We start from the raw sequence: 24,639 nt of genomic DNA, 5'->3' as shown, positions 1-24,639 counted from the left end.
ACTTTAAATAAATTATAGCCACCCGCGATTAATCGCTGCCACTACAAGCTCGACTGTATTTTTAAGATTAGTTTTAGTGAGCATATTTTTGCGATGCGAATCAACTGTTTGTTTACTAATGTTTAAGGCATCGCTTATTTCCTTGCTTAATTTTCCTTTAATCATAAGCCGGAGTACTTCTTTTTCTCTCCGGGTCAAAACCTCTTTACTTTTTACATAATCATTTTTTACATCTACATTTAAATATGATGGCTCACCATCCATGCCTATATAAGAGGCTACCGGTTTTCCTTCGGATTTTAAATGTGTAATGTCTGTGTGTATCCCTAATGTTCGCAATATGCCCCCATTTTCGTCGTGCTGCACTACGGCTACCTGGTGCAGGATCCGGATATACGCACCGTCACTTTTTCTTATGCGAAAATCATACCTTACCTTATACTTCATCAGTTTTTCAACAGGCAGGCTTGCCAAGAATTCGGCCGTTTTTGTTTCAAAAGCTAAAAACCAGCTGCGATCATCAGGATGCACCATCTCCATGAAAAAATTAATATCTACCTGCGATGGTTGATACCCCAACATGGTTTTTATCTCGCTACTTACCAAATCAAAATCCAGGGTCTCCAGATTAAAAAGGTAATAATAATAGTCGCCCACCTGGAAAAAGTTTAATAGTTTTTTTTGAAGGTTCAGCTCAAACTGAAGCTGGTCATCAGTTTTTCCGCCCGCGGCTGTTTTCCATAATTTGTTGGTTTCGGCATTAAAAAGTTCAAGTTCCATGCATCAATACTTTGTGATAAGTAATTGGTTAACAATATACAAAATTAAATTTACCTATAAATGGGGATTGTTTTATGTTGCAATATGATTCTATATTTAGTGCTATTATATTCTTTAAAAGAAGTTACTAAATAATACCGTCTAAAGAATGTTTTTTGGAAAAATCATTTTGTTATGATAAAAAAAATACTTTGCCTTACATTGTTATTAATTGCTTCGGGTATCTTATACGCGCAAACTGATCAAAGAACAGTACAAACACAGGATGGCCCTTTTACTATTAAGTGGCAGTCATTAACTGCATGGTTGCCTTTATACATAGGACACACAGTGACCCAACCTGGCTGGATCGGCACATACGCAGGTATAGACTTTTTTTGGGAGAAATCGATAAACGACCGCGATGGGATTATTCTTGGAAAACCTAGGGTCGCTATTAAAAGTAGAGATCCGGGTATTATCATTCATCGAGTTTGGGTTAAAGTTACAGGAATTGGGGGTGATCATAAACCGAAGTCTGCTTCTTTCTTCGGCGGGGATATTCAACCTTACGAGTTTAAGATTACCCCTGGCTATGATGAACACTATTTCTTGGCAATCAAAAAAGTCGTCGCCGCTTATTTTATCTATTACATTGGAAAGGTTCAGTATTATGTTCAATATGACACGGAAAAAGGTATTAGTAAAATTTTAATAGATGGTAAAGATCAAGACGAATGGTTAAAAGAAAAACAGGAGGCAAACCAACAAGTAAAACAACAGTTGGATGATAGAAAAAAAAAATTAATGGTAGAGTACATGGCATTAGATGACAGAGCTAATACATTAATTGGGGTGGATAAGACAGAATATAATAAATTAAGAAATCAATTTAGACAATACAGCGGTGGTTTGGCTACCGCCTTAAATAAGCAATATTATAGTTTCTCTGAAAGTGATCAACAATCAGCAGAAGATAATTTGACTAATATGGAGGCCGTAAATTCTCAATTGCGCAGTGAAGTAGATCAGATGCAGACAGAAGTTCAGAATAAAAAAGCGGAAAAAGATAGAACAAACGCAAAAGAAAAAAGTAAAGCAGATACAACAAAAAACAATCCGTCAGCAACTACCGCTTCCGGCTATGTAGAGTCAGACCATGACCGTCAAATGAGTGACCGGGCAGATGCGCAGCGAAAAAGGGATGATGAATCTAATTCTTCACTAGGAGCATTAGCAGGCGCTACCGGCACATTTATGGCAGAACTTTTCAATCATAATATAGATAATAAAGATGATGACGATAATTTATCGCTTTATTTAAAAGGGACTCTCGGACTTGGGTTTCAAATGTTGCCTGTTACGACTAATCGTCTGACTAACAGTTCTGTTAAGGAGAGCAGACCAATGACAACTGATAACTACATGGTAAATGGTTCGTTACTGTTTTCAATTTTTAATGATAAATTTATTAACATCAAAATTAATCCGCATGGTACGTTTGGACTTAATGCATTATCGCCAGGAAGCACTGGCAATCATACTAGTTATGGTGGTGGTGCATCATTAGGGCTTGGCAGAAAACTTAAAATTCTATTAAAAGCTGATTACACCTGCCGCAGCGGTGTAATGTCTGAAGATGATGCCGTTTTGGGTGTTGACGTAACAGCTACTACAGACTATAATTATAACACATTGAAATATGGGACAGGGCTTTTCTTTGATTTGGGTTCGCACGACTCTTTTGTAGAACTGGATGGTTATCGCGAAAACATATCATTTTTGAAAAATGCTAACGCTAAAGTATATTCTTACGAGGCCAAATTATCATTTAGCTTAATTGGTTTTAATGTAGAATATGGGCCTAATTATCCTATAGCCGGCGAAGTAATCTATCCCGGAAATTATACTAAACTTAAACAAGATTACATATCATTCTCAATTTTTGTTCCTGTTACAATTTTTAAAGCGTTATAAATGAAATTTTTTTTTGTAAAAAAATGGCATTGCTTTTTGTTACATGCCTTGCTGTATCATGTACTAAGTACACCTATGTTGAAGGGATGGTACCACAATTATTCATAGTGCCTATTAATACCACAATCCCTATCGTTAATGCTAAGACGGTTACATTTTCACTAAATATTGATGGCAATGCCTGCAAAATAAATATTACTACACAAAGATTTAAAGCAATATATGGCGCCAGTACCGTATACAATTATGCTGCAAATGACTCTGTTATTTATGCCACTATTTCATCACCGATTATAACCTTTGAGGTTAAAAATTCAAGCATAAATAAATACAGTAAAGGAGCTGTTATGTCTGAAAATGCATTTTTTGCAAGTGATGGTTTAAGTTTTTTTGAGGCTAATAAAAAAACGCCCTATACAGGTAATTACAATACTATTAGCCAAATTTCAACTATTCTATTAAACTTCGGAATTAATCAGGATGGATATATCCATTTTAAAGTCAACGATAGCAAGTACCCATCTCTAAACGGATGGATACATGTCATTATTAATGAAAAAACAATAGTTTTTGATCAATGTGCCTATCAAACCTTTGATAATATAATTGCTGGAGCTATGCAATAGTTTTTTAAGCAAATAGATATTTCCATTAGTGCGAAACCTTAATTCGATTATTCACGGAAACACATTTTGCTATACAAATTTAAGCAATACCCAGCAGTCAAGTGAAAGAGGGGAGTAATAGTTTAAGCATTTTAGGGCATTACAATTGATATAAGCATACAAGCGGGAAAGATCAGGCAAATCGGAAATCGGATAAAATGATAGTATATCTTAATGGTCAGAAAGTCCGATTTACGAAGCATATTTTAGACTCTGAATATACAGTTATTACAGATTGGAGATTCCGGGAGGGCTGACCATTCTATTTCTTGGGAAACAGAGCATTTACTTGTGTACACAACTACTTAGAAAAACTTTTTATTATTAGTGGTTTAACATACCAAAGCGTTGCGGAATGCAATTTTACTTTACCGGAAGAGATGGTCAATTTATCCAGAATATCCACGAGGCTCTAAAATGACCAATCTTTCTAATCTTACTCATACTAATCGTAGTGTTGGCCATGCTTTTGGAGGTTATGTTAAACCTCGCAAAGATGGTTGCTTCTACAGCATTAGCTGCTCGTTCGCGGGTGGTCAATTTGACGCGGAATCCCTTGTCACCTTCCACTGGAATCAGGTGGTCAAACTAAAAATGCTGATCGATATGCGGGGCGATGCCCTGGATGGAAGGTACTATCGCTTCGCTGATGCAGAGTGGTGAGTTCTCCCGGTTCATCATGAAGGCGAACAAATTCTATGGCCACCGTAGCAATTACGCGGCAGATCTCGTTAGCACGGAACTCGGTCACTTGGTCGAATTCACCAAACCGCAGGGAGGGATGGCCTTGTGGCTAAAGTTTAAAGAACAGGACCGGGTGGCCGGTATTTTGCATAGGGCAAGCGCTTCCGGCCTGCGGCTCATCGGGCTGCCGTACCTGAAAAATGATTATCTGGCAAACGACGCTTTTCGCTTCGGGTTCGCTTCGCTCAATGAGCAGGATCTGGAATTTGCGGTCGAGGTGCTTAAGAAGGTCAGCCTGGCAAAGTAAACCGTTAAGCCCTTGGACAGAGCCTCTTCACTAGAGCCGACAAAATTGACCAGTTTCCCTTTGTTACTTTCAAAGATAAAATCACGTAGGCTTTTGCTTTCTATAGCTGTAAAATCGCCGACAATAACCAGGCGCATACGGCAGTTAGAACATTTTTGCAATACCTCGCCCGCCAGCCGGGTTTCAAGTTCAAAAAAGTCAGGGTCTAATTGGGCAACCTTGATGATGATCAGCTCAAAGCCATGATAATGCAGGTCAGCTATGAGCTGCCCGCCGTCGTCAGGTGTTTTAATTAATATCATCTGAAGTTAACTCAGCGATCTGAAGTTGATTTTTGGTATGGATAGTTATCTGCATAAAATGGAAAATGAGGCGGCAAAGCTATTGCTATTTCAGATTTTACTTTAATGAAAATTCTTCCCCTTATAAAACGCGTCCTCAGCCGATCCCGTAGGTGGTGAGGAGCGACCATCGTAATTCACCGGTTTGCTCGTTTCATCTCCCCGGGCCAGGGTTTGCGGCATATCTCGTTCCGTTAAACTTCTTAATAAGACACTCATGTTAAAACACTGGCGTACGACCACATGGATTACCCCACCATCACCGATCTGCACTTTGCCGACCGCCATCAGTAGTTTGGATTGAACGATCTCTTTGCGGTATTTGTCGAACAAAGCCTGCCAGACGACAAGATTGGCCGAACCGCTCTCATCCTCTAAGGTCATAAACAATACTCCTTTGGCGGTGCCCGGTCTTTGACGAACGGTGATTAGTCCTGCAAGCCTAACCGTATCTCCATCTTTGTAACGGGAAAGTTCGCTAACCTTAATGTTTCTCAGGCGTGTTAATTGCGGGCGGAGCAGATTTACCGGGTGTGCTTTTAAGGAAAGGCCGGTCGAAATATAGTCCTGTACGACGTGTTCGCCTAAGGTCATCAGCGGCAGCGGCACGGTATCTTCCAGTACCGTTTCTGAAACCTGCCCTTCGAACAAACCGATAGGACGGTCAGCTAAGGCTGCTATTTCCCATAATGCCATACGGCGGTCAGCGCCCATCGAACGGAAAGCGTCAGCATTCGCCAGTTTTTCCAGTGCTGCTTCCGGCACACCCGTTGAACGAAGTTGATCAATATGCGTATAACCTTGTTCCCGCATAGTCACCAGCGTCAGCATATCGGCTTCCCGCAGGCCATCCACTTCGCGTAAACCCAAGCGCACGGTGAAATATTTACCGCCTTTATTTTCCAGACAGCTATCCCAAACCGAATGATTCACATCAACCGGCAATACCTGTACTCCATGCCTTTGGGCATCCTGTACCAGTTGGGCGGCCGGGTAGAATCCCATCGGCAGACTGTTGAGCAGCGCAGCCAGGAACACATCCGGGTAATAGTATTTTAAATAGGAAGAAGCATAGACCAGTACGGCAAAAGAAGCCGCATGGCTTTCAGGGAAACCATAGCCTTCGAAACCCTGTAGTTGTTTAAATATCCGCCTCGCATAATCTTCGTCATAATCCCTGGCCACCATTCCATCAACCAGTTTTTTCTCATACATATGCAACTTACCACTAGCCTTGAACGAAGCCATACTCCGGCGTAAGTGATCGGCCTCTGCGGGGCTAAAGCCGCCGGCGACAATTGCGATTTCCATCGCCTGTTCCTGGAACAGCGGTACACCTAAAGTTCGCCCTAAAATATCTTCCAGCTCTTTGGACGGATAGCTCACCGGTTCCAATTTCATCCGCCTTTTGAGATAGGGGTGTACCATGCCACCCTGTATCGGCCCTGGCCGGACAATAGCTACCTGTATCGTGAGGTCATAAGCATTGCGCGGCCGCAAGCGCGGCAACATGGACATTTGTGCACGGCTTTCGATCTGGAACACCCCGACGGTATCCGCGGCACAGATCATATCATATACCTGCTCGTCATCTGGTGGAATAGTGGCCAATGTCAGCTTCCGCCCGTACCATTCCTCCACCAGGTCAAAGGCCTTTCGGAGCATGGTCAGCATACCCAGGCTCAAGACATCAGTTTTTAATATACCCAGATCTTCCAGGTCATCCTTGTTCCATTCCAACTGCGTGCGCTTTTCCATACGGGCATTCAGCACAGGGCAAAAGTCGGATAATTGCCCCTCGGTGATCACAAAGCCACCGGTATGCTGGCCCAACTGGCGGGGAAAGCCGATCAGTTGATTGGTAAGTTCCAACACTTTGCGGATATGCGGATCTTTCAGGTTAATTCCCTGTTCACGCATCCGCTTTTCATCCATACCCTCATCGCGCCAATCCCAAACGGTGGCTCCCAAGCGGACAATCGTATCTTCGGACAGTCCCATGGCTTTGCCCACATCACGGATAGCGCCTTTGTAATGCAGTTGGGTAACCGTGGCGACGATAGCGGCCCGGTCACGTCCATAGTCATCATAGGTAAACTGCATGATCTCCTCCCGGCGTTCATGTTCATAATCCACATCGATATCCGGCCATTCATCACGCGCGTCTGACATAAAGCGCGAGAACAGCATCCGAGAGTGTTCCGGGTTAACCGCGGTAATCCCCAAACAAAAACAAACCGTAGAGTTAGCCGCCGAACCCCGGCCCTGGTGCAGGATGCCCAGTTCCTCCGCCCGTTGAGTTTGTTTATAAACCCGCAAAAAATACCAGGCTATACCCCGGCGGGCAATAAAGGCCAATTCAAATTCAATTTGCTTGCGGTGTCTTTCTGGTATGGGGTCACCAAACCAGGCCCGCGCTTTTTCCCAGGTGAGCTTTTCCAGCCGCTGCTGCCGGGTCAGCCCATCAGTGTATTCTTCAATGGGTGCCAGGTATTTGAGTTCATCCAGTGAAAAATTACAGCGATAAGTAATATCAATGGCATTGGTAAGCGCTTCGGGATAGGCCCGGAACAAACGCTGCAATTCCTCCGTAGGTTTTAAAAACCGCTCGGCGTTTGGATGTAGTTTAAAGCCGGCGTTGCTGATCATACATTTTTCACGCGTACAGGTCAGTATATCCTGCAATTCCCGGCGCTCCGGGCTATGGTAACACACGTCGCCGGTAGCTACCAGCGGAACCCCGGTTTCCTTCAGGCGGTATAGTCTTTTGGTATCCTGTCCCATGTAATTAAAGGAGGCAGCGATATATAGGGACTTACCCAATTGAGCGCGGTATTCAGCCAGATCGGCTAAAAAATCACGATCCAGTTCAAAACGATTATTCAATTTTTCAGGCGGCACTACGGCAAATAGCATCCCTTTCGCATAGTTGTACACATCAGCCTTGTATAATTCGCATTTGCCTTTCTCCGTTCTTAGGTTGCCCAAAGTCAGCAAAGCGGACAGACGTCCGTAAGCCTGGATATTAGTTGGATAAGCCAGCAAACTGGATCCGTCCTTCAGATCTAAGCGGGCGGCAGGAATATAACGAATCCCCGCTTTTTTAGCCGCGGTATGTGCCCGGACAATCCCCGCTAAAGTATTATGGTCGGTGATGGCAATGGCCGAATAACCTAAAGCAGCAGCTTGCTCAACCATTTCCTGCGGGTGTGACCCCCCGCGCAGAAAGCTGAAATTAGAAGTCACTTGTAAAGCTGCATATCCCATAAATCCATCCCTCAGGCAAAATAGCCGTGTAAATACCAGGTCGCATCGCTGCCATCATAATGCCCCGAACGGAATACCCAGTAGCGCTGCCCCTCAGTGTCCTCGACTACGTAATAGTCCCGGTGTTCCCCGCTATCCTGCCACCATTCGCGCCCGATACGTTCCGGCCCGTCCGCTTTAGCGATCGTATGCCGCTTCCTTTTATGTACAAAGAGTTTGGGTGGGTGGTCAGGCACCAGGGCCATCACCTCAATTTTTTCCGGTGTGGACAGCAAGCGAATAGGACGGGGCAGTTCGGGCCAGGCCGTTTTGGGCTGTTCGGTTAATGAACCGGCCAGTTTCACCGAGAGTTCTGGCCAGTGATGTTCCGCAGGTAAAAACCGTTGAATCGCAGCGTCACCTACCTTGCCGGCAATACGGTCCAGCAGTTCTGCCAGCGACGTATCTCCCAGGCCCTTGGATTCCGACCAAAGCTGTTCCTGTACCGTTTCCATTTCTTCCGTTCGCCGGGCTTCCAGAACGAATAGTTCGATACCCAATGCCGGTTCGATCTTGTCAATCTGTAACTTGAACAGGCGTAGCAGGTGAGAAACACTATGCGACCCTTTAGTGGTGGTAATGCCTACCTGTACTTTACGGCCGTCGATACGGTGGCATTTTAAAATAGCCTTGCGGATACCCAAGCCTTCGGCTTGCAGGCGCGAGCAGAGCATCTCCAGTAATTTTTCTATAGCAATCTCAATGCCCGGAACCGTACGTATCGGTTCCAGAGATGGCAGGCGTTCCGTAAAGGGAACAGGTGGCACTAAAAACTGCAAATATTCCTCGGTATGGCCCAATGCTTGGTCTATGCGCAACAACAAACTTTGACCAAAGCGCCGGCGCAGGATCTGTGATTTGATGGCTAGCAAGGGGCTGATCTGGTTAAAGCCAAGTTTATGCAGATTTTCCAGAATCTCCGGTTTGGGACGTAAAGCCGCAGGCGGTAAAGTCGCAATTGCTGCGGCTTGTCCGCCGCTAGCAATGATCGGGCGGCGGAGTGCAAATCGGGCTACTGCCCAGGCGGTACCTGGGGTATCGGCGATGGCCGCCCTTGCGTCAAAACCTGCAGCCCGTAATTTGAGTACGATCTCTTTGAGATATTCCCGCTCGCCGCCCCATAAATGCGCGCAACCGGAAATATCCAACAGCAAACCATCCGGCAAATCCAGCGCGACAGAAGGGGTATAGCGGATACAACCCAGGCCAATCAACCGTAATAAAACCGCTGCCTGATCCGGTAGGGCATCAATCACCATCAGTTCCGATACCGCGGCCCGTGCATCAGCTACCGCCATTCCGGTAAAAGCGCCTTCCTTTTCCGCCGCTGCGCTGGCTGCAACAATAATTATTCGGTTTTTAACAGGTGATGCCAGGACAAAAGGTAAATCCTTTAGTTCCTGCCTCCGCCGCGTTAGCCCGTCCGTCAGCAAATGCCGGAACCAGATCGCCATAAAACGTTTTTGCATCGCTCAACTTACCTGCCTTTCTTCTTGTTGCCTGTTTTCTTCTACCGGTACAAACTGACCGTCCTGCCATTCCAGTGACCAGCTTCCTGCCTGCCCGTTACGCACTTTCAGTAGGTCCACCTGCCAGCGCATGAAGCCCAAACCCGGCAAGCCGTTCATTTCGGTGCTTGGTAAAGATTTGACCTGCCATCTTGCCGCGCAGGCGGTCGAACTTAGTTTAGCACTGGCGTTACGCAGGACAAAACCCGTTACCCGGCTGTGTTCAACCGCTAATTGAAAACGACGCGATTGTTTAAAATCCATTTCTCTTAATTCAGCGACCACAGCAGTCAGGCCCGGGCACTTCAGCGCTTCTTCCATGACCCAAAGGGCGTCCCGGTCTTTGGGAAGGTTGATAAATATGATCTGATGCGGTAGTACCCCAAAAGTAGCCAGAGCAGGCGCGAACAAATGCTTTTCCCGACCGATCCAGACACAAACGCCGTCTGCTTGCATCAGTTTTGAAAGAATACCTGTCACAAGACCACCCGAAGCCGCGACCTGTTCAGTACTGGCACAAACCAATTCATGAACGCTGTGCTGCGGAAAAACACCCTGCGGAAAAGCAGATTCCAACGGGCCCAGCCCTAATTGCGCACGCCGCCCGGCCGTGGGAGCTTTATAGCCTTCCCAGCTTAGTATATCCTGCCGCAATTTGTTGATCACCTGTTGTTTGCTTTCCATTAACTCACTAGTCTACGTTAAAAATTAAGCTCGAATTGCGAACAGGTAGGAAGATCCCATTGGTCATAGGTAATAGGTTTCATATGAATAGGTGTCATGCACCAGTCCAGTTTAGCATCAATATGAAACTCTGTTATCATCGTCTAAAAAAAATATATACAAACATAATGCTAAAAATGTTAGCATTTCAAATGGTGTTGAGAACTATTTTTTGTTTTTATTCTACAATTATTGGTTTCATGGCTTATAGCTCTATATTAAAAGTAAAAATCAAATATTATTTTTGATGTCATTATGTGGCAACTGCTTTACCTGCATATTGAGAAAATGGGCGTCGTTTTAGATAACGATGAAAAAGCCATTCTGCAAGATTTATTTAAGCCAAAGAAATTTAGAAAAGGGCAATATATCTTGCAGCAGGGTGATGTAGTAAAGTACGAAACTATAGTAACCAAAGGGCTTACCCGCACCTATTCTGTAAGCGACAAAGGACAGGAACACGTAATTGGTTTTGGCCCGGAAGAATGGTGGGTAGGCGATCTGTATAGTCTTTTTACCGGCGAGCCAAGCGCCTATAATATTGACTGCCTGGAAGAGACCGATGTGCTTCAAATAACCCGTACCGGGCTTGACGAGCTTTGCCTGCGAGTACCTAAAATGAATATTTACTACCGCGACCTGTACCGTAACTCTGTGATCGCATTCAACAAAAGACTGCACGCCACCTTAGAAAAAACTGCACCGGAGCGCTATGCAGAATTTCAGGAAAAATATCCGCAGATTGAACAACGTGTACCCAATCACCAGATAGCTGCCTTTTTAGGCATCACGCCGCAAAGTCTCAGCCGTATACGCCGGCAGTTAGTAAGCCCAAAAGATTAATCTTCACGTTATCCTATGGTAACGTAATTACTTACCTTATGTGATTGTCCACGTTTTTGCTGCCCGGCATCTTTGTGATATAAAATTTAACACAAAGATGGAAACACAAACAATCGAAAATTCATTAAAGCACCTTAACAGTTTGGTGCTTGATGGCAAGTTGATGGAGGCTTTTGAAACCTATTACCATGACAATGTAGAGATGCAGGAAAATGATTTTGCGCCTACTATTACCAAAGCTAAAAACCGCGAACGCGAACTGGAGTTCCTGCAAAACGTTACCGAGTTTCGAAGCGCCGAGGTAAAAGGCATCGCCGTTGCGGATAACATTTCTACGGTTATCTGGTATTATGATTACACACACCGCGAGTGGGGCGAAAAAAACTACACCCAGGTGTCTGTGCAATTCTGGCAGGACGGGCTCATTGTTAAAGAACAATTTATTTACCCTAACTAAGCTTTACCATGAGATCATTTTTATTTAAAACAGACAACAATTACGTACCGCTTGTACTAAGATTGGCTGCGGGTACAGTGATGGTTGCACATGGTTCGCAAAAATTGTTCGGCTTATTTGGCGGCTATGGTTTTACAGGCACAATGGGCTTTTTTACCGGGACCATACATTTACCGTGGATCATTGCTTTCCTGGAGATCATCATTGAGTTTTTTGGCGCGATAGCTTTATTGCTGGGTTTAGCCACAAGGCTTACAGGCTTAGCGTTTATGGTGATACTTTTGGGTATTGTATTTACCTCGCACATTCAATACGGCTTTTTTATGAACTGGTTTGGTAATCAGAAGGGCGAAGGTATAGAATACTTTATACTGTACTTAGCCATAGCAATTTCATTGATTATTTCCGGTGGTGGCAGGTATTCTTTGGATAGATATATACTGTTGAAGCTTGATAACAACTAACAAACTGATTCAATCCGCTTAGGCCGAAGTTTAGTATAGCGTAACTTCGGCCTGTTTTTTTTAAGCGGCATAGCCAGCCGCGATCAGGTGATCTTTGATCGTGATAGGCTCATCAAGCATCAGCATGGAACGGTTGATCACATCTGTTACTTCTGAGGCATATGGCGGCCGTCCAATCTTTTCATACATGGCCCGCATCTGGTGAAATTCGGGCGCGAAGAGGCGCAATATAAATTTTGAAGTAGCCCTGTATACAAAAGGCTCATGGCGAATTTTTTGTAAAATACCGGCTATCTCATTGCCGGAAATGAAGTCGCCCACCAGGTTAACGGTGCTGCAATAAAAACGATTAGGGTCGTTAAATATAACCGTATTAAAACTCCCTATGTTCTTGCAGGCAATATAAGGCACCTTTACATCCGGTGCGACAAAGCCTTTTACCGCGCCATTTTTTACCGGGAAGAAATGTGAACCGATGTTATCCATAAATTGCGCGCAACGGACAATGGTGTACAACATCTTTTGGGATTTCAAATAGGCTTCAATCTTTAACTTACTGTCATACGGGCCTATTCCTTTTGGCAAATTATCATAGTTGATCACCGATGACATCACTAGGTGCTTTATGCCGGCCGTTTTGCAGGCGTTTATAATGTTTAATCCCTGGGTAAGTTCTTTATCCTGGTAGCATTTGCTGTAATCAGGAGCCCAGGGTTGTGTAACGCCAAAAACGCCGTAAGCGTTTTTAAAAACATTTATTAATGAGGCCTCATCTTCCAGATCAGCAAACCTGATCTCGGCCCCTAATTCTTCCAGTTTTTTCGCTTTTTCCGAATTAATATCGCGGGTTATGGCGATAACATGCCACTTTCCATCGGCCAGTAAACTACGTGACACCGCGCCGCCCTGGTTACCGGTGGCACCGCAAACTACAATAATTCCCTTCTTCATTTCCAACCAATTATTTCCCCATCCAGATCTTAAATTCGGTAACTTTTTCGCGGCTTACCAACGCTTCTTTTTCATATTCAGGTTTTAAACGCAATGCTAAACGATTGCCAAAGTAAGGCTGGATCTGATCTACACTATTAACCGATACGATGAGTGCCCGGTTTGGGCGAAAAAATAACTTAGGATCAACCACTTGTTCAATATCGTCCATGGTATAATCCACAATGTAGCTTTTGTTATCATAGCACCTGAAAAAGTTAACCCGCTCGTCGCTGTAAAAATAGGCTATCGTTTCTACGTCTATCGGTACCAATTTTTGTAAATGCTTAACCAAAAAACGCTTACGGTATTCAACCATGCCTGACTGCTTTTGCAGCTCGCGCACCAGGTGCTCTATCTTTAGTGTCTGGTCGTCTGCTATGCTATCGTCGCCTTTAAAAAAGCGAAGTTTATTCAGCGCGCCTTTTAGTTCGGCCTGCTGTATGGGTTTAAGCAAATAATCAATACTGTTAACTTTAAATGCTTTTAGCGCGTACTCATCATAAGATGTAGTAAATATTACCGGACAATCAACCTGTACTTCATCAAAAATGGCAAAGCTTTGCCCGTCGGCCAATTCAATATCCATCAGGATAAGATCGGCTTTGCCGGGGTTATTACGCAGCCAGTTTACAGAGTCAGAAACGCTGTCGGCCGATGCAATTACCGTAGCATTGGGTGCTACCAACTGCAGCGTTTGGGTAAGCTTTTCTACTGCCAGTTGTTCGTCCTCAACTATTAATACTTTCATATACCTGGTTTTTTATTAATGGAACGGTCACCGAAAAATCGTCCGGACCATTTTTAATGTCAATATCAACATGGTGCAATAGCTGATACTTTGTAGCTATGTTTTGCAGCCCCACCTTGTTTGACAAGATCTTTGAGTTCTTTTTTTGCAGATTATTTGTCACCGTTAAAACACCGCCGGCTGATGTAAATACTTTAATTATTAATGGCTGATCTTTCAATATCATATTATGCTTAACCGCGTTTTCTATCAACAATTGCAAGGTTAAGGGCGGTAATAAATAGTCATTATAATCCTGGTTTACGTCTACATGCAGCGCAATGCCGCCGCCATAGCGTGTTTTTAGCATATGGAAAAAAGAGTGGGCAAACTGCAATTCGGAGGTGAGTGTGGTAAGCTCCGTATCGTTTGAACGTAACAGATAGCGGTACACTTTGCTCATTTCATCCAAAAATTCACTGGCCTTTGGCGGATCAGTGTTTATTAATGCCGACAGGCAATTAAGGCTGTTGAATAAAAAATGCGGGTTTACCTGGCTTTTCAGACTATCCAGTTGGCGCTGCAAATTGATCTTTTTTAATTGCTCTGTTTCTACAAGCGATATTTTCCATTTGTCGAACAGGATCATACCTTCATGCGAACTGGTGGCAATCACGTTTAAAATAAAGCCGGCATAAATCAACGGCTTAAACGATTGCCAGCTCATCGGCTCGTGCGCTAAATGTACCAAATGGAACACCAAATAAGTACCAAAACAAATGCCTATCTGGGTAAGTATAAAATAAATAGGTAATTGTATCAGTATACGCTTCGTGGTTGAAGTATGACTGGGCAGCAAATCACGCAGGAAATTAGCCGTCATGATGTGCGTAACCCAGGATGCAGTACTTACCGGCAATGCCAATAATGTAGCATAAAAAAAGGTTACGGGTGTGAAATAGTCATCACCTAAGATGAGGTAGGCCACTATTATCATAAAAGGGTACACGCTCAAAACGAGTACTAAGTAATCCCACCTGGCAAATCTGAAATATTTCATCCGGCTGCTTTTTTTATGCTGAATATAAATAATTTTTGATTTTGTTACGCGCAAACAGGCGCTGCGATATTGCTTTTTAGAACGTCAAAACGCGGTGCCGATAAAAATACACCGCAAGCTTCGAATAAGCCATTAAATACAAAATCAGGTGCACCAAATTGCACTGCTTTTAACCAGGCAGCCAATTCGGGGTCGTTAATACCTTTTATCATCCATTCAAAGTATACCGGCATTTTTTCAGCCGGGATGTGCGCGGTTATAGCATGTTCCATAGCTACTATTTCTTCGTCGGTGTAGTTTGCCCAAAGCATTTGATTCAACAGCGATTCTTCTTTGTTCATGTGGTGCAGGTTAAAGGCAACAAAATCATTCAATGCATAATAAATGCCATTGCCTGCCGCACGCTTGTCATCAGCTATTTCATATGCACTTAATTGTTCACGTAGTTTTTCTGTTAGTTGCAGATCGGTTACGTGTTCGCTTTCAAACTCGGCAACAAGCGCCGGATCATGTTTTTCTGCAGCGGCAAGAATAAAGTTATCCTCGTAGTAAGCATGCGCGTCAAAAATCTCTAACAATAATGCGGTTTGTATTAAAACCGGTGCAGAAGCGTTGGTGTCGTTCATGTCGGTTTGTTGTATTTGCATTACGGTATTAAACATTAAGGCCCTCAGGGCTTTGTGTATTTGATTAAATACGTTAAATCTTGGTGTTGTCATGATGTTTAAGTTTTATGATACAAGTATCCAACTTGTATGTGTTTAATTATATAAGATGATGTATGAACTGTTAAAAACGATGTATGAATTGTAAAAAGCCCCGCTAAATTGGCGGAGCTCTCTGAAATTTTACGATGATTATCCGACTACAGTAGCTTCTATTTCAACCAAGAGTTCGGGGAAGGCAAGCGCTTTAACTTCAAGCAGTGTGCTTGATGGTACTATTTTGTGTTGCTGCATCCAGGCGGCTAATACACCATACGCGCCAAAGAAATCGGCTATTGATGTAGTGTACAAATTAAGGCGTACAACGCCTGCAGGTTTATAACCAGCCTGGTGAATTACTTTCTCCAGGTTCTGCAGGCTTAATAATATTTGATCATTCATGTTGCCACCTGCCGGTTTTCCATCGGCGGTCATGGCTGTTTGTCCTGAACAATACAGGGTGCCCTGGTTATGCTTAACTTCTACCGCCTGGGCATAACCAAAGTTATCTTGCCAGGTCCATGGGTTTACTATTTTCTTTTCCATTGTTATGTGTTTTTTGGTTTAATTATGATTTTGAATGGTAAATAAAGTCATGCAGCGTAACTTCAAATGTGGTTCCTTTATCGGTAAAGCTCATTTTAGTTGGGAAATAACCATCGCGACTGAACTTAACCGGTTGTGGTATGGCACGTTCAAAAGTTTTAGTGCCGGTTAAAAATGCAAGTGTTGCCATTGGCTCATAAAAAGTAACGTTGCCATTATAGCTGCCATATATAAATGTTTGTGTAAACGGCTGCGGATTGGTTTGTGAAAGCTCGGGCGAAGTAACATCAACCCAGTGGGTTCCCATTTCAGGCTCACCGCCCGGTATTGGAACATAGTTTTGTGGCAAATAAGCCGCCGCAGGATAGTTAACAAACCCGGTGGAGTCGGTTTCAAAATCAGGTATTTGCAAACGGTCACTTTCAGGCATCATATAAAAGTGCATATCAAAATGTGGTTTGTCATATACATGCTCAGGCGGGTGGCCGTGCGGGTTCCAGTCTAAAACTATCATTTGAAAAGGAGTAGCGGTTTTTTCAGCAGGCATGGTTAGTATGTACTCCTGCTCATCCCCATCTGTAGGTAAATTTGAAAAAGCAGTTTTTTCAAAAGTGATGCCTACGTTTACAGGTTTGTTTTGAGCATCTGTTTCGACCCATGACCATGCGTGTCCATTACCCAGGGCCACCGCGGTGCCTTTAAATTGATCAGGAAGGTGGGTTACTGTTTCTTTTTTGCAAGATGCAAGTGCTATCATTAATATAGCTACTGTTACTGAAATTTGATTTTTCATTGTTGTTTTGGGTTAAGAATTATTAATAAAGGGATTTCTAAATTTTTGTGAATTCAACGCGTCGGTTTTGCGTTTTGCCAATACTGGTTTTATTATCGGCCACAGGTTGGGATGAACCTTTTCCATCAGTTTGCAGTCTTTCTGCTTCAATAGCATATTGTTTGACAAGCAGATCTTTAACTGCATTTGCGCGGTCGATACTTAATATTTTGTTAGCGGCATCTTTCCCATCCGCATCCGTATGCCCGGTTATTTTTAATTTTAGGGTGGTATTATCTTTTAATATCTGTGCTATTTCATTCAGCACACCGAAAGATTGTGGGCTAACCTCTGCTTTATTTAGATCGAAAAGTATACCTGTTGTGCTGTAGGCACCTTCGTTTAGCAACTTGCTTCGGGTGTCAGGCAGGCCATTAGCCATCTTTACGTTTCCCAAATAAAACCCGACATCGCTGTTTTTATAATTACTGGCATCGCTGTGGAAGAAAAACTGATTAAAATCTCCATCTTCTTTTATTGCATTAGGCACATCAAACGCCTTGTCGCCATTGATCCACATCCGCACTCTTTGATGCTGTACACATATTGCCACATGCATCACTTTGCCATTATAATTTTCAAGGGAAGGATAAGCAGTTATCGGTCCTGCAAAATACTCCCGTCCGGCATTATAGCTTTTAAGTTGTATAAAAGTATGTTCATCAAAACCAGGGCGAATTTCGAGCTCCAGCATTTTAGCGCCACGCTGATCTTTTAATAAAGAATTATCGTTAGCTGCTACCTTACCGCTGCTTAAGATTCCTATCTGATATTGAGGCAATAAATAGCTTCCATTTATAAAATTGGATACTAAGTCAAATTCAATCGTAAACTCTTTGCCGGCTTTAGCGGTATTAGCGGATAAAAAACTGGCGTTTTGATCCATCTTTAACCAGTTACCAGGGATGCCCGCTAAGTTAACTACCGCGCCGTTACCATTAGAATTCCAACCTTGTGGTAATTCGCCCAGGTTAGCGCTGTCAAAACTCTCAGCATAAAATGCCATTTGTCCGGGCACATAGTCATAATGGGTATAAAATTTAAAGTCATTTGCCGGATTATCGTTAATGGTCTTCGGGTGTTTGGTAGACGGTTGTTCGATCAGGGCCCGCTCATTTTTTGAGGGTGTTATCGCCTTGTCGATCTTTCGCTCGGCAACCTGCTGAGATTTATTGATCAATAAATCTGTTGCCGTTTGAGCGGCACGCTCTTTAAGCCTGCCGAATAAGCCTTGGGCATTGCCGGCTAAAGGCAATACACAAAGCATAAATAGTATATATTTTTTCATTTTTTTAAATTTAGCTTAGGTAATTATTGCTGTACCGGAATTGCATTAGGTGCAAGAATAGCCAGGGGTGATATCCTTGCCTGTTTCTTTGCCCTTACATCCAAATGAATATTTACATCAGGATAGATAAACAACTTTTGTTTAGGATCACTGTAGATCTTCATTCCCCATTTGGTGCGATCAAGATTAAATTTCGCCTCGGCTCTCAGGCTATCGGCTATATAGCTGATTTTTGCCGGAAATGATAGGGTGTGGGTTTGCCCAACCATGCTAAAGTTGCCTGTCACCAGATAATTTGCTCCTGCGATCGCGTTGGTATCTGCTTTTATACAGGTATCAATTTTTGTGATTTTGAATTCGGCGTTTGGGTGAATGGCCACATTAAAAAAGTTAGCGCTTTTTAGGTCGGCAAGTAAGGTTTGCCTGATGGGATCCGTTAGGTCAAAATCTTGGATCGAAAGCACAGGTATTGTAAAATTACCGCCGGTCACATTTCCTTGTAAATCAGCGTTTAGATTACCGGTTACCTTAAAAGAGCCGATGTGAAAATGATCCGTAGCCGAACCTTTCCATAAGGCTTTTGATACGTTTTCATTAACCTGGTATTTAACCTCTGTTTTGTTTTGCCGGCAACTGGCCAGCGACGCAATTAATAGTGTAATAGATAATAATTTTTTCATGACGTTTTTTCTGTTGTTTAAAGTTTAGACAAAAGTGCACAGGCGGCCGGTCCGGCCATAGGTGTATATGGATGAACTGTAATTCCTGTCGACTGAATTGTAGTTGGTACTTTTAAATTAACCGGGGCCCCGGTTAATGATCGTAGTAATGCCTTAAATTCAAATGCGCTTCATGCTTTTTTTATTTCAGAACAAAGGTAAGCGCCAGAAAAAGCCGGACATTTGATTCAAATCACAAAGAGAAGGTTAAAACACGGGCAACACGGTTATGCCTAATTGCTTGTTAAGCTTTTCCATCCGCTCAAAAAATTCCTGACCGGGTTTTTCTGTCGGAACCGGTGGCAACTCCATAGCCAATGCAGGCCGGCTAAATTGAAGAAACATTTCTTCGAAACCACCGGGTGTGATCAGGAGTATAAATGTAGCGGTATCACTCATCAAATTATACGGACCTGGGTAAGTGTACATAATCGCCGGCTTTAGCGGTAACCGTTTTCTCGCCTATCTCATAGTTTATTTCACCGGATAGTATGAAAATGCTTTCGTCCTCACGGCTATGGACGTGAAGTGGCGGTTCAAAACCTTTGCGCAATACGCATTTGATCAATGAAAACTGGCCATTGGTTTCGGCAGATGTAGTTAAAAATGTCATTAAATTAGGGCCATACCAGCGGGAGCGTTCCAGCATGTTTTCGCTATGGACATGTAATGCGGTGTTGTTAAATAAGTTGTTCATAAATCTTTCTTTTTAATTATGAAACAAAGTTAATGGGGATATTAGGGGGCGTTCTCAACCAAATGGTGGATTTTAGTTGATCAACCCGTATTGTTTTGCTTTTACAATAGCTTCGGTTCTATTGGCAGCTTCCAGCTTTTGATAAATATTCAGGGTATGCGTTTTTACCGTACTTGCAGCTACAAAAAGTTCACCGGCAATAGCCTTATTAGCAAAACCTTTTGCCAGCAGGTTCAATACTTCTATTTCTCTCCCCGATAGCGGATTTAAGTGATAATTAGCCGGTGTGCTGCGAACCTCTTCTCGCTGGGGAGACTTTGCACGGTTGTTTTCAATTGCCTTGGAAATAAATACACTCAGTGTTTTTAAAAATTCAAGAGACCGTGCTGAATAGGCATTTTTTACCATAGTTCTTACAGATAAAATGCCAATAATTTCTTTTTGAACAAATAACGGAACATACATACATGAGGCAGGAACCATACCTTGCAGTGGGGTTACCGGGCGCGGTACATATAAGGCATATTCAGTTGCATAGTCATTAATGATGACTTCTTTTTTATGTGTAAAGATCCATCCTGAAAATCGTTCCCGGTCATGGGCGTAGATGGAAAAAGCAGGCAGCTTTATATTGTTTTCTCTTGCGCCTATGTACTCGATCCGCTCTGAAACCGGGTTGTAAATACCAATCGCAAACGAATAGGCATCTATCAATTGGTTAACATTGTAATACACGGTATCGATCATCTCTTCAATACTTTGTTCAGAGATAATGGATGCGCCTATCTGGTTCAATACCCTCAGACTTACCAGCAGGTTAGATTGATCATTATTTTCTTCCAAAATTTGCTATTTATTACAATATACAAATTTCGCATTTTCAGGATAAACGCAAATAGCCAATACTTCGCGAAACGAAATATTGGCTATTATTGCTTAACGAACCCCGCCGCCTGCCAGCAAGGTTTCGCCGGTTAGCCAGCGTGACTCTTCTGATGCCAGGAAGATGGCCATCATAGCGATATCTTCGGGCTGGCCGATGCGGCCCAGCGGTGATAGGCGGATGTTTTCCGCCTCAAAGTCACTGCCGATAATTCCAGCGTTAACTGTGCCTTCTGTAACAACCATGCCGGGGTTTATGGAGTTAACGCGAATGTTTCTTGGCCCAAGTTCCTTAGACAATACATGAGTTATAGCATCAACAGCACCCTTGGTTGCTGAATAAACTGAGCTGTAAGCCGGTGCGATAGTACTTACTAATGAACCGATGTTGATAATACTACCACCATTTTCATTAAAGCTTTTAAGCGCCGCTTGTGTGGTTAGCAAAACGCCCAAAACATTGGTATTGAAATGGTGATGAAAATCTGCTTCGCTAACTTGCTCTATAGCGCCGAATTTGTAAACGCCCGCGTTATTTACCAGAATATCCACCGCGCCAAATGCATTCATTGTTTCTTCGAACAGCCGACTAATATCCGCCGGGGAAGCAACATCGCCTTTTACAGCAATCGCCCTGCCGCCGTTGCCAACAATACCGGATACGATTTCTTCGGCGGTTTCTTTGGACGAGGCGTAATTAACTACTACTGATGCACCCTCTGCAGCCAGGCTCTTAGCTATAGAAGCACCAATCCCTTTTGATGCGCCGGTGACCACGGCCACTTTACCTGATAGCTTTTCCATTAGTTGACTTTAAAATAAGTGTCGACAGTACCATCACTCGCGGTAGTGGTGTAACAGTTACGGCCGCCCTGGCTGGTTACTTTTACATCCTGGTATAGAAATACCTTGCCTGATTTATTCGCTTCATCATACAATTCGCTTGGGTACAGGTTTCTGCTGCCGCTATTGCTTGATTCATAAGTGCCGGCAGTTGGAAAGTAACCCAAATGTCCCTGGCTATCGGTTTCAAAAAAGCCGGTAGAGGATATGTCCACTACGATGGTCGAGCCGGGCCCAAGCGAAGAATACAGGTGCATGTAGCAACTGCCGGTACCATCGGCTTTGATTGTAAACTGGGTGGCAAATCCGTAGGCATCGCCTACGTAGGTTCCGTTAGCATCATAGTACGCGGCATCGCTGCCCTGCGTCCATAACCAAGTACCTACCAGTTTAGCGTCTACAACATGTTTTCCGCCGCCGGAATTGCCTTGATTACCAGTACTACCAGTACTACCAGTGTTGCCAGTGTTTCCAGTATTACCAGTGCCGGTGTTGCTGGTGTTCCCTGTACTTCCCGGATTTCCTGTAGTGCCGGTATTGCTGGTGTTCCCTGTGCCATTAGCTCCGGGCTTAACATCTGTAGATTTTGAACAGCTGCTAAAGCTGATCATCAATGCTGCAAGGCAGCTAACCATTAAATTGATCTTTTGAGTTTTCATTGTTTTGCTTTTTTCTTTTAATTATTGAATGATGGGACAAAATTGCGTTGCCCCGTCATTCCGGGAAAGAAGCATTAGCATGAACTGCCATAACCACTGCCTGAATTGGCGTTGTAGTTTGAATCAAATGTGTAAACCAAAAACTACGTCACAAGGGCTTACCAGTGCAATACCTTATTGTAGACTACGATAAAAGCTCTAATGCTTCTTCAAATTTCTGCGACCGCAAATTGATCAGAAGCTGATTAAAAAGCACCTTCCCATATTGTAATTGTCCCTCAGCATTATTCAGGGATACCTGACCACCGGCAAGCAAAGCATAAAAGTCTTCGGGGGAAGGTGCAGAAAGGTCAGTATCAGTAACAACATGGTCGGTAACCAACCGGAACATCATCAGTCCATAGTAGAGCAGGCAAACTTGTTGCATCAGAAAAAAACGTGCTTTTTGGTAATCGGTAGGCTCTGCGTCGAAGTAGGTCTTTAACAATAAATGCTGTTGTTCCGGCTTGCGGGCATAGGATTGCGCGATAATCGCTAAATCCACGTAACGGTCATTTAAAAAAGCCGCCTCCCAGTCAATGATCCAGCTTTTGGCACCATCAAAAAGAATATTATTAGGATTCAAGTCATTGTGACTGGAAACCAGATCGACTTCTTGCCAGTGATAAGTTGTCCTGATTTTATGATACAAAGCAAACAGTTCCGCTGTGGCTGTCGCCGAAAACAAACCTGAGGCTTTGAATCCGACAATAAATAGATCAATACCCTCAAGGAAATTCATGAATGACGGAAATAAGGGCAGCTCATGAATTTTTTTAGCGGTTGTTGCCAGTTCATGTAGCAGATTGGTTTTGTCAGTTTGCGGTTGCGTGTAGATAAAATCAGTGATAGAGATGCCATCTGTCACCGATGTATAATAAACTTTCGGGGCAATTTCTGCCGAAGCTGCCAAACGCAGGCAGGTAAATTGTCGCTTAGGATCGTTCATGGCGTTTACTTCCATAACTAATCTAAGCAGATAATGCTTTCCCCGAATACCTATCTTATAAACCAAAGCTGTAGAAAGGCCACCGCTCAGTATTTCGATGCTTTCAGGTTCTTCTGTTTGAAATGCTTGTAATAAAGCCGTTTTAACGGCTGCTGATTTATCAGCAGGTATCACAGTTAATATAGTTTCCATATTGCAAAGAAACCAAATACAGCACTGCCTGCATTTGATTCAGATCACAAACAGATTATCATTTGTTTAATTTATTGCGGTAACGGCTCAAGGTCTCCCGTGTCATGCCTAAATAACTGGCAATATATTGTAGGGGGACACGCTTAAAGATGGTGGGGTGTTCAGCAATCAGTGACTGAAATCGGGTTTCGGGCAGGTCTTTCAAAAAGGCGCCTTCACGCTTTTCGGCGCGGATCACCTGTTCCTGAATGATAATGCGGGCCAACTTATTCCAAATGGGATAGCTTTCACACAATTGCTGTATGTCTTCGTAATTGATCTCCGCAAGTTCGGTATCTTCCAGCGCCTGAATATAGATCGTTGATGGTTCTTGCGAAAACAGGCTGCCGAAAGAACAAACCAAGCCATTCTCCAGTAGAAAATCCTTACAAACTTGCCGGTCCTCTAACTGGTAATAATATCGAACGCTCCCTTTTTCGATGAAGGCGATCGTTTCACACAGATCACCTTCATTTAAAAAATGTTCATTCTTTTTAAGCATCCTGGTTTTAACAATACGCTCCAGCGCTGCTTTTTCCTCCTGCGAAGGATTAATAAGCCTTTCGATATTAAAAAGTATCCTCATCCTGCTTTCATCATATTTAAAGATAAAATATTACTTGCTAAAATAAAGTTAAAGCGTGTTTTAACCGGCGTGAAGGCTATTTACCAATGCTTTTTCATAGATGTAAACAGAAGATGCTTTAGCTTTCGCACGGAGTGCTGCCAAATCGCGGTCAACCAGTTTACCATTTCGTTTAACTGCTTTACCCGCTACGAATACAGTATCAATATTGGCTGAACTGGCCTGTGATACAATTGAATTAACCGGGTTTATGACCACCGGCGCGATATTCAACAAATCGGTGCGTAACAGGATCAGATCGGCTTGTTTACCAGGTGTTAAAGAACCGGTTTTTTTGTCCAATTGCAATGCTTTGGCTCCATTAATAGTGGCCCAGGTCAAAGCGTCAGCAGCGTTTAGACCGATCTTTTGCGGCATTTCACCTGAAAGCAATACGCTATTGTTAGCCAATGCCCGTTCAGTTTGCAGCGCGATGCGCATTTGCGTAAAGATGTCGCCGCCTGCGGCTGTTACCACATCCACGCCTAATGAGGGCGCCATGCCGGCTGCAATGGCTTTACCGGTAGCCGGAAAACCTAAACCCATTTGCATTTCGACTTCGGGCGTGATGGATACCGAGCAACCATGGTCTGCCAGCAACCTGAAATCTTCCCCGATCAGGAAATTACAGTGCGCAAAATTCATATCCGGGCCCAATAAATTTGCTTTGGCTAATTGTTGCACTGCTTTGTATTTATCGGCGAATGTTCCGCAACCAACGTGCATAGAGATGGGTAGTCCGAATTTACGTGCCAGCTCTATATCTTGTTTCGCAACATCAAATAAAGAATATTCCGGGCCCCTAATGGCT

General features: G+C 43.4%; 28 protein-coding genes. 6 read left to right on the top strand and 22 right to left on the bottom strand.

Annotation, left to right across the window (positions count from 1 at the left end):
• Positions 1-12: 12 nt before the first annotated feature.
• Complete coding sequence (locus tag FO440_RS00130) at positions 13-780, bottom strand: LuxR C-terminal-related transcriptional regulator (protein WP_144246205.1); 768 nt, start codon at positions 778-780, stop codon at positions 13-15.
• A gap of 174 nt (positions 781-954) precedes the next feature.
• On the opposite strand from FO440_RS00130, the gene FO440_RS00125 reads away from it, so the two are divergent.
• From FO440_RS00125 to FO440_RS24655, 3 genes are all read left to right on the top strand, one after another.
• Entirely contained in the window at positions 955-2,736 is a 1,782-nt protein-coding gene (locus FO440_RS00125) for a hypothetical protein (RefSeq protein WP_144246204.1), read from the top strand.
• Positions 2,737-2,759: 23 nt separating this feature from the next.
• Positions 2,760-3,362, top strand: coding sequence for a hypothetical protein (locus tag FO440_RS00120; protein WP_144246203.1), 603 nt, complete (start codon positions 2,760-2,762; stop codon positions 3,360-3,362).
• A 664-nt stretch (positions 3,363-4,026) separates the two neighbouring features.
• Entirely contained in the window at positions 4,027-4,392 is a 366-nt protein-coding gene (locus FO440_RS24655) for an aminotransferase-like domain-containing protein (RefSeq protein WP_222103970.1), read from the top strand.
• Here FO440_RS24655 and FO440_RS00115 read toward each other — a convergent pair.
• The 5 genes from FO440_RS00115 to FO440_RS24965 all read right to left on the bottom strand — a co-directional run bounded on the left by FO440_RS00115 (position 4,290) and on the right by FO440_RS24965 (position 10,371).
• Complete coding sequence (locus tag FO440_RS00115; RefSeq protein ID WP_246104142.1) at positions 4,290-4,694, bottom strand: DUF4180 domain-containing protein; 405 nt, start codon at positions 4,692-4,694, stop codon at positions 4,290-4,292. The genes FO440_RS24655 and FO440_RS00115 overlap by 103 nt on opposite strands.
• Before the next feature lie 102 nt (positions 4,695-4,796).
• A complete protein-coding gene (locus FO440_RS00110; RefSeq protein ID WP_144246202.1) occupies positions 4,797-8,000 on the bottom strand; it encodes an error-prone DNA polymerase in 3,204 nt (1,067 codons plus the stop codon).
• Between the two features lie 11 nt (positions 8,001-8,011).
• Entirely contained in the window at positions 8,012-9,508 is a 1,497-nt protein-coding gene (locus tag FO440_RS00105) for a Y-family DNA polymerase (protein WP_144246201.1), read from the bottom strand.
• Positions 9,509-9,511: 3 nt separating this feature from the next.
• Positions 9,512-10,003 (bottom strand): ImuA family protein, encoded by a 492-nt coding sequence (locus tag FO440_RS00100; protein WP_246104141.1) that lies wholly within the window; start codon positions 10,001-10,003, stop codon positions 9,512-9,514.
• Between the two features lie 245 nt (positions 10,004-10,248).
• Positions 10,249-10,371 carry a hypothetical protein gene (locus tag FO440_RS24965; RefSeq protein WP_262711464.1) on the bottom strand — a complete coding sequence of 41 codons (123 nt, stop codon included), beginning with the start codon at positions 10,369-10,371 and terminating at the stop codon, positions 10,249-10,251.
• Between the two features lie 154 nt (positions 10,372-10,525).
• On the opposite strand from FO440_RS24965, the gene FO440_RS00095 reads away from it, so the two are divergent.
• From FO440_RS00095 to FO440_RS00085, 3 genes are all read left to right on the top strand, one after another.
• On the top strand, positions 10,526-11,113 hold the full coding sequence (locus FO440_RS00095) for a Crp/Fnr family transcriptional regulator (protein WP_144246199.1): 588 nt from the start codon (positions 10,526-10,528) through the stop codon (positions 11,111-11,113).
• A 97-nt stretch (positions 11,114-11,210) separates the two neighbouring features.
• Entirely contained in the window at positions 11,211-11,570 is a 360-nt protein-coding gene (locus FO440_RS00090) for a SnoaL-like domain-containing protein (RefSeq protein WP_144246198.1), read from the top strand.
• A gap of 8 nt (positions 11,571-11,578) precedes the next feature.
• Complete coding sequence (locus tag FO440_RS00085) at positions 11,579-12,034, top strand: DoxX family protein (RefSeq protein WP_144246197.1); 456 nt, start codon at positions 11,579-11,581, stop codon at positions 12,032-12,034.
• Positions 12,035-12,094: 60 nt separating this feature from the next.
• Here FO440_RS00085 and FO440_RS00080 read toward each other — a convergent pair whose 3' ends face one another.
• The 16 genes from FO440_RS00080 to FO440_RS00005 form a co-directional block, all read right to left on the bottom strand.
• On the bottom strand, positions 12,095-12,985 hold the full coding sequence (locus FO440_RS00080; protein ID WP_144246196.1) for an NmrA/HSCARG family protein: 891 nt from the start codon (positions 12,983-12,985) through the stop codon (positions 12,095-12,097).
• A 10-nt stretch (positions 12,986-12,995) separates the two neighbouring features.
• A complete protein-coding gene (locus tag FO440_RS00075) occupies positions 12,996-13,775 on the bottom strand; it encodes a LytR/AlgR family response regulator transcription factor (RefSeq protein WP_144246195.1) in 780 nt (259 codons plus the stop codon).
• A complete protein-coding gene (locus FO440_RS00070; protein WP_144246194.1) occupies positions 13,756-14,814 on the bottom strand; it encodes a sensor histidine kinase in 1,059 nt (352 codons plus the stop codon). Before FO440_RS00070 ends, FO440_RS00075 begins: the two co-directional genes overlap by 20 nt.
• Before the next feature lie 44 nt (positions 14,815-14,858).
• Positions 14,859-15,533 carry a hemerythrin domain-containing protein gene (locus tag FO440_RS00065; protein WP_144246193.1) on the bottom strand — a complete coding sequence of 225 codons (675 nt, stop codon included), beginning with the start codon at positions 15,531-15,533 and terminating at the stop codon, positions 14,859-14,861.
• 138 nt (positions 15,534-15,671) lie between these two features.
• Positions 15,672-16,064 carry a RidA family protein gene (locus FO440_RS00060; protein ID WP_144246192.1) on the bottom strand — a complete coding sequence of 131 codons (393 nt, stop codon included), beginning with the start codon at positions 16,062-16,064 and terminating at the stop codon, positions 15,672-15,674.
• Between the two features lie 22 nt (positions 16,065-16,086).
• Positions 16,087-16,857, bottom strand: coding sequence for a DUF5602 domain-containing protein (locus FO440_RS00055; RefSeq protein ID WP_144246191.1), 771 nt, complete (start codon positions 16,855-16,857; stop codon positions 16,087-16,089).
• A gap of 37 nt (positions 16,858-16,894) precedes the next feature.
• Positions 16,895-18,184 carry an OmpA family protein gene (locus FO440_RS00050; RefSeq protein WP_144246190.1) on the bottom strand — a complete coding sequence of 430 codons (1,290 nt, stop codon included), beginning with the start codon at positions 18,182-18,184 and terminating at the stop codon, positions 16,895-16,897.
• 23 nt (positions 18,185-18,207) lie between these two features.
• Positions 18,208-18,864 (bottom strand): YceI family protein, encoded by a 657-nt coding sequence (locus FO440_RS00045; RefSeq protein ID WP_144246189.1) that lies wholly within the window; start codon positions 18,862-18,864, stop codon positions 18,208-18,210.
• A gap of 246 nt (positions 18,865-19,110) precedes the next feature.
• Positions 19,111-19,332, bottom strand: a complete 222-nt coding sequence (locus FO440_RS00040; protein WP_144246188.1) for a cupin domain-containing protein — start codon at positions 19,330-19,332, stop codon at positions 19,111-19,113.
• Positions 19,307-19,600 carry a cupin domain-containing protein gene (locus tag FO440_RS00035; protein ID WP_144246187.1) on the bottom strand — a complete coding sequence of 98 codons (294 nt, stop codon included), beginning with the start codon at positions 19,598-19,600 and terminating at the stop codon, positions 19,307-19,309. Before FO440_RS00035 ends, FO440_RS00040 begins: the two co-directional genes overlap by 26 nt.
• A 72-nt stretch (positions 19,601-19,672) precedes the next feature.
• Entirely contained in the window at positions 19,673-20,443 is a 771-nt protein-coding gene (locus FO440_RS24650) for a LuxR C-terminal-related transcriptional regulator (protein ID WP_144246186.1), read from the bottom strand.
• 93 nt (positions 20,444-20,536) lie between these two features.
• Complete coding sequence (locus FO440_RS00025) at positions 20,537-21,286, bottom strand: SDR family NAD(P)-dependent oxidoreductase (RefSeq protein ID WP_144246185.1); 750 nt, start codon at positions 21,284-21,286, stop codon at positions 20,537-20,539.
• A complete protein-coding gene (locus tag FO440_RS24260; RefSeq protein ID WP_186292533.1) occupies positions 21,286-21,984 on the bottom strand; it encodes a hypothetical protein in 699 nt (232 codons plus the stop codon). Before FO440_RS24260 ends, FO440_RS00025 begins: the two co-directional genes overlap by 1 nt.
• 184 nt (positions 21,985-22,168) lie before the next feature.
• Positions 22,169-23,164 carry a phosphotransferase gene (locus FO440_RS00015; RefSeq protein WP_144246184.1) on the bottom strand — a complete coding sequence of 332 codons (996 nt, stop codon included), beginning with the start codon at positions 23,162-23,164 and terminating at the stop codon, positions 22,169-22,171.
• A gap of 58 nt (positions 23,165-23,222) precedes the next feature.
• Positions 23,223-23,789, bottom strand: a complete 567-nt coding sequence (locus FO440_RS00010) for a Crp/Fnr family transcriptional regulator (RefSeq protein ID WP_144246183.1) — start codon at positions 23,787-23,789, stop codon at positions 23,223-23,225.
• A gap of 60 nt (positions 23,790-23,849) precedes the next feature.
• Positions 23,850-24,639 (bottom strand): amidohydrolase family protein (locus FO440_RS00005; protein WP_144246182.1); only part of this gene is annotated, 790 nt, incomplete at its 5' end.

The organism is Mucilaginibacter corticis (assembly GCF_007558865.1).
GTDB classification, from domain to species: domain Bacteria; phylum Bacteroidota; class Bacteroidia; order Sphingobacteriales; family Sphingobacteriaceae; genus Mucilaginibacter; species Mucilaginibacter corticis.
Note: the sequence above shows the minus strand (reverse complement) of the source record. Positions and strands in the feature narration are given on the sequence as shown.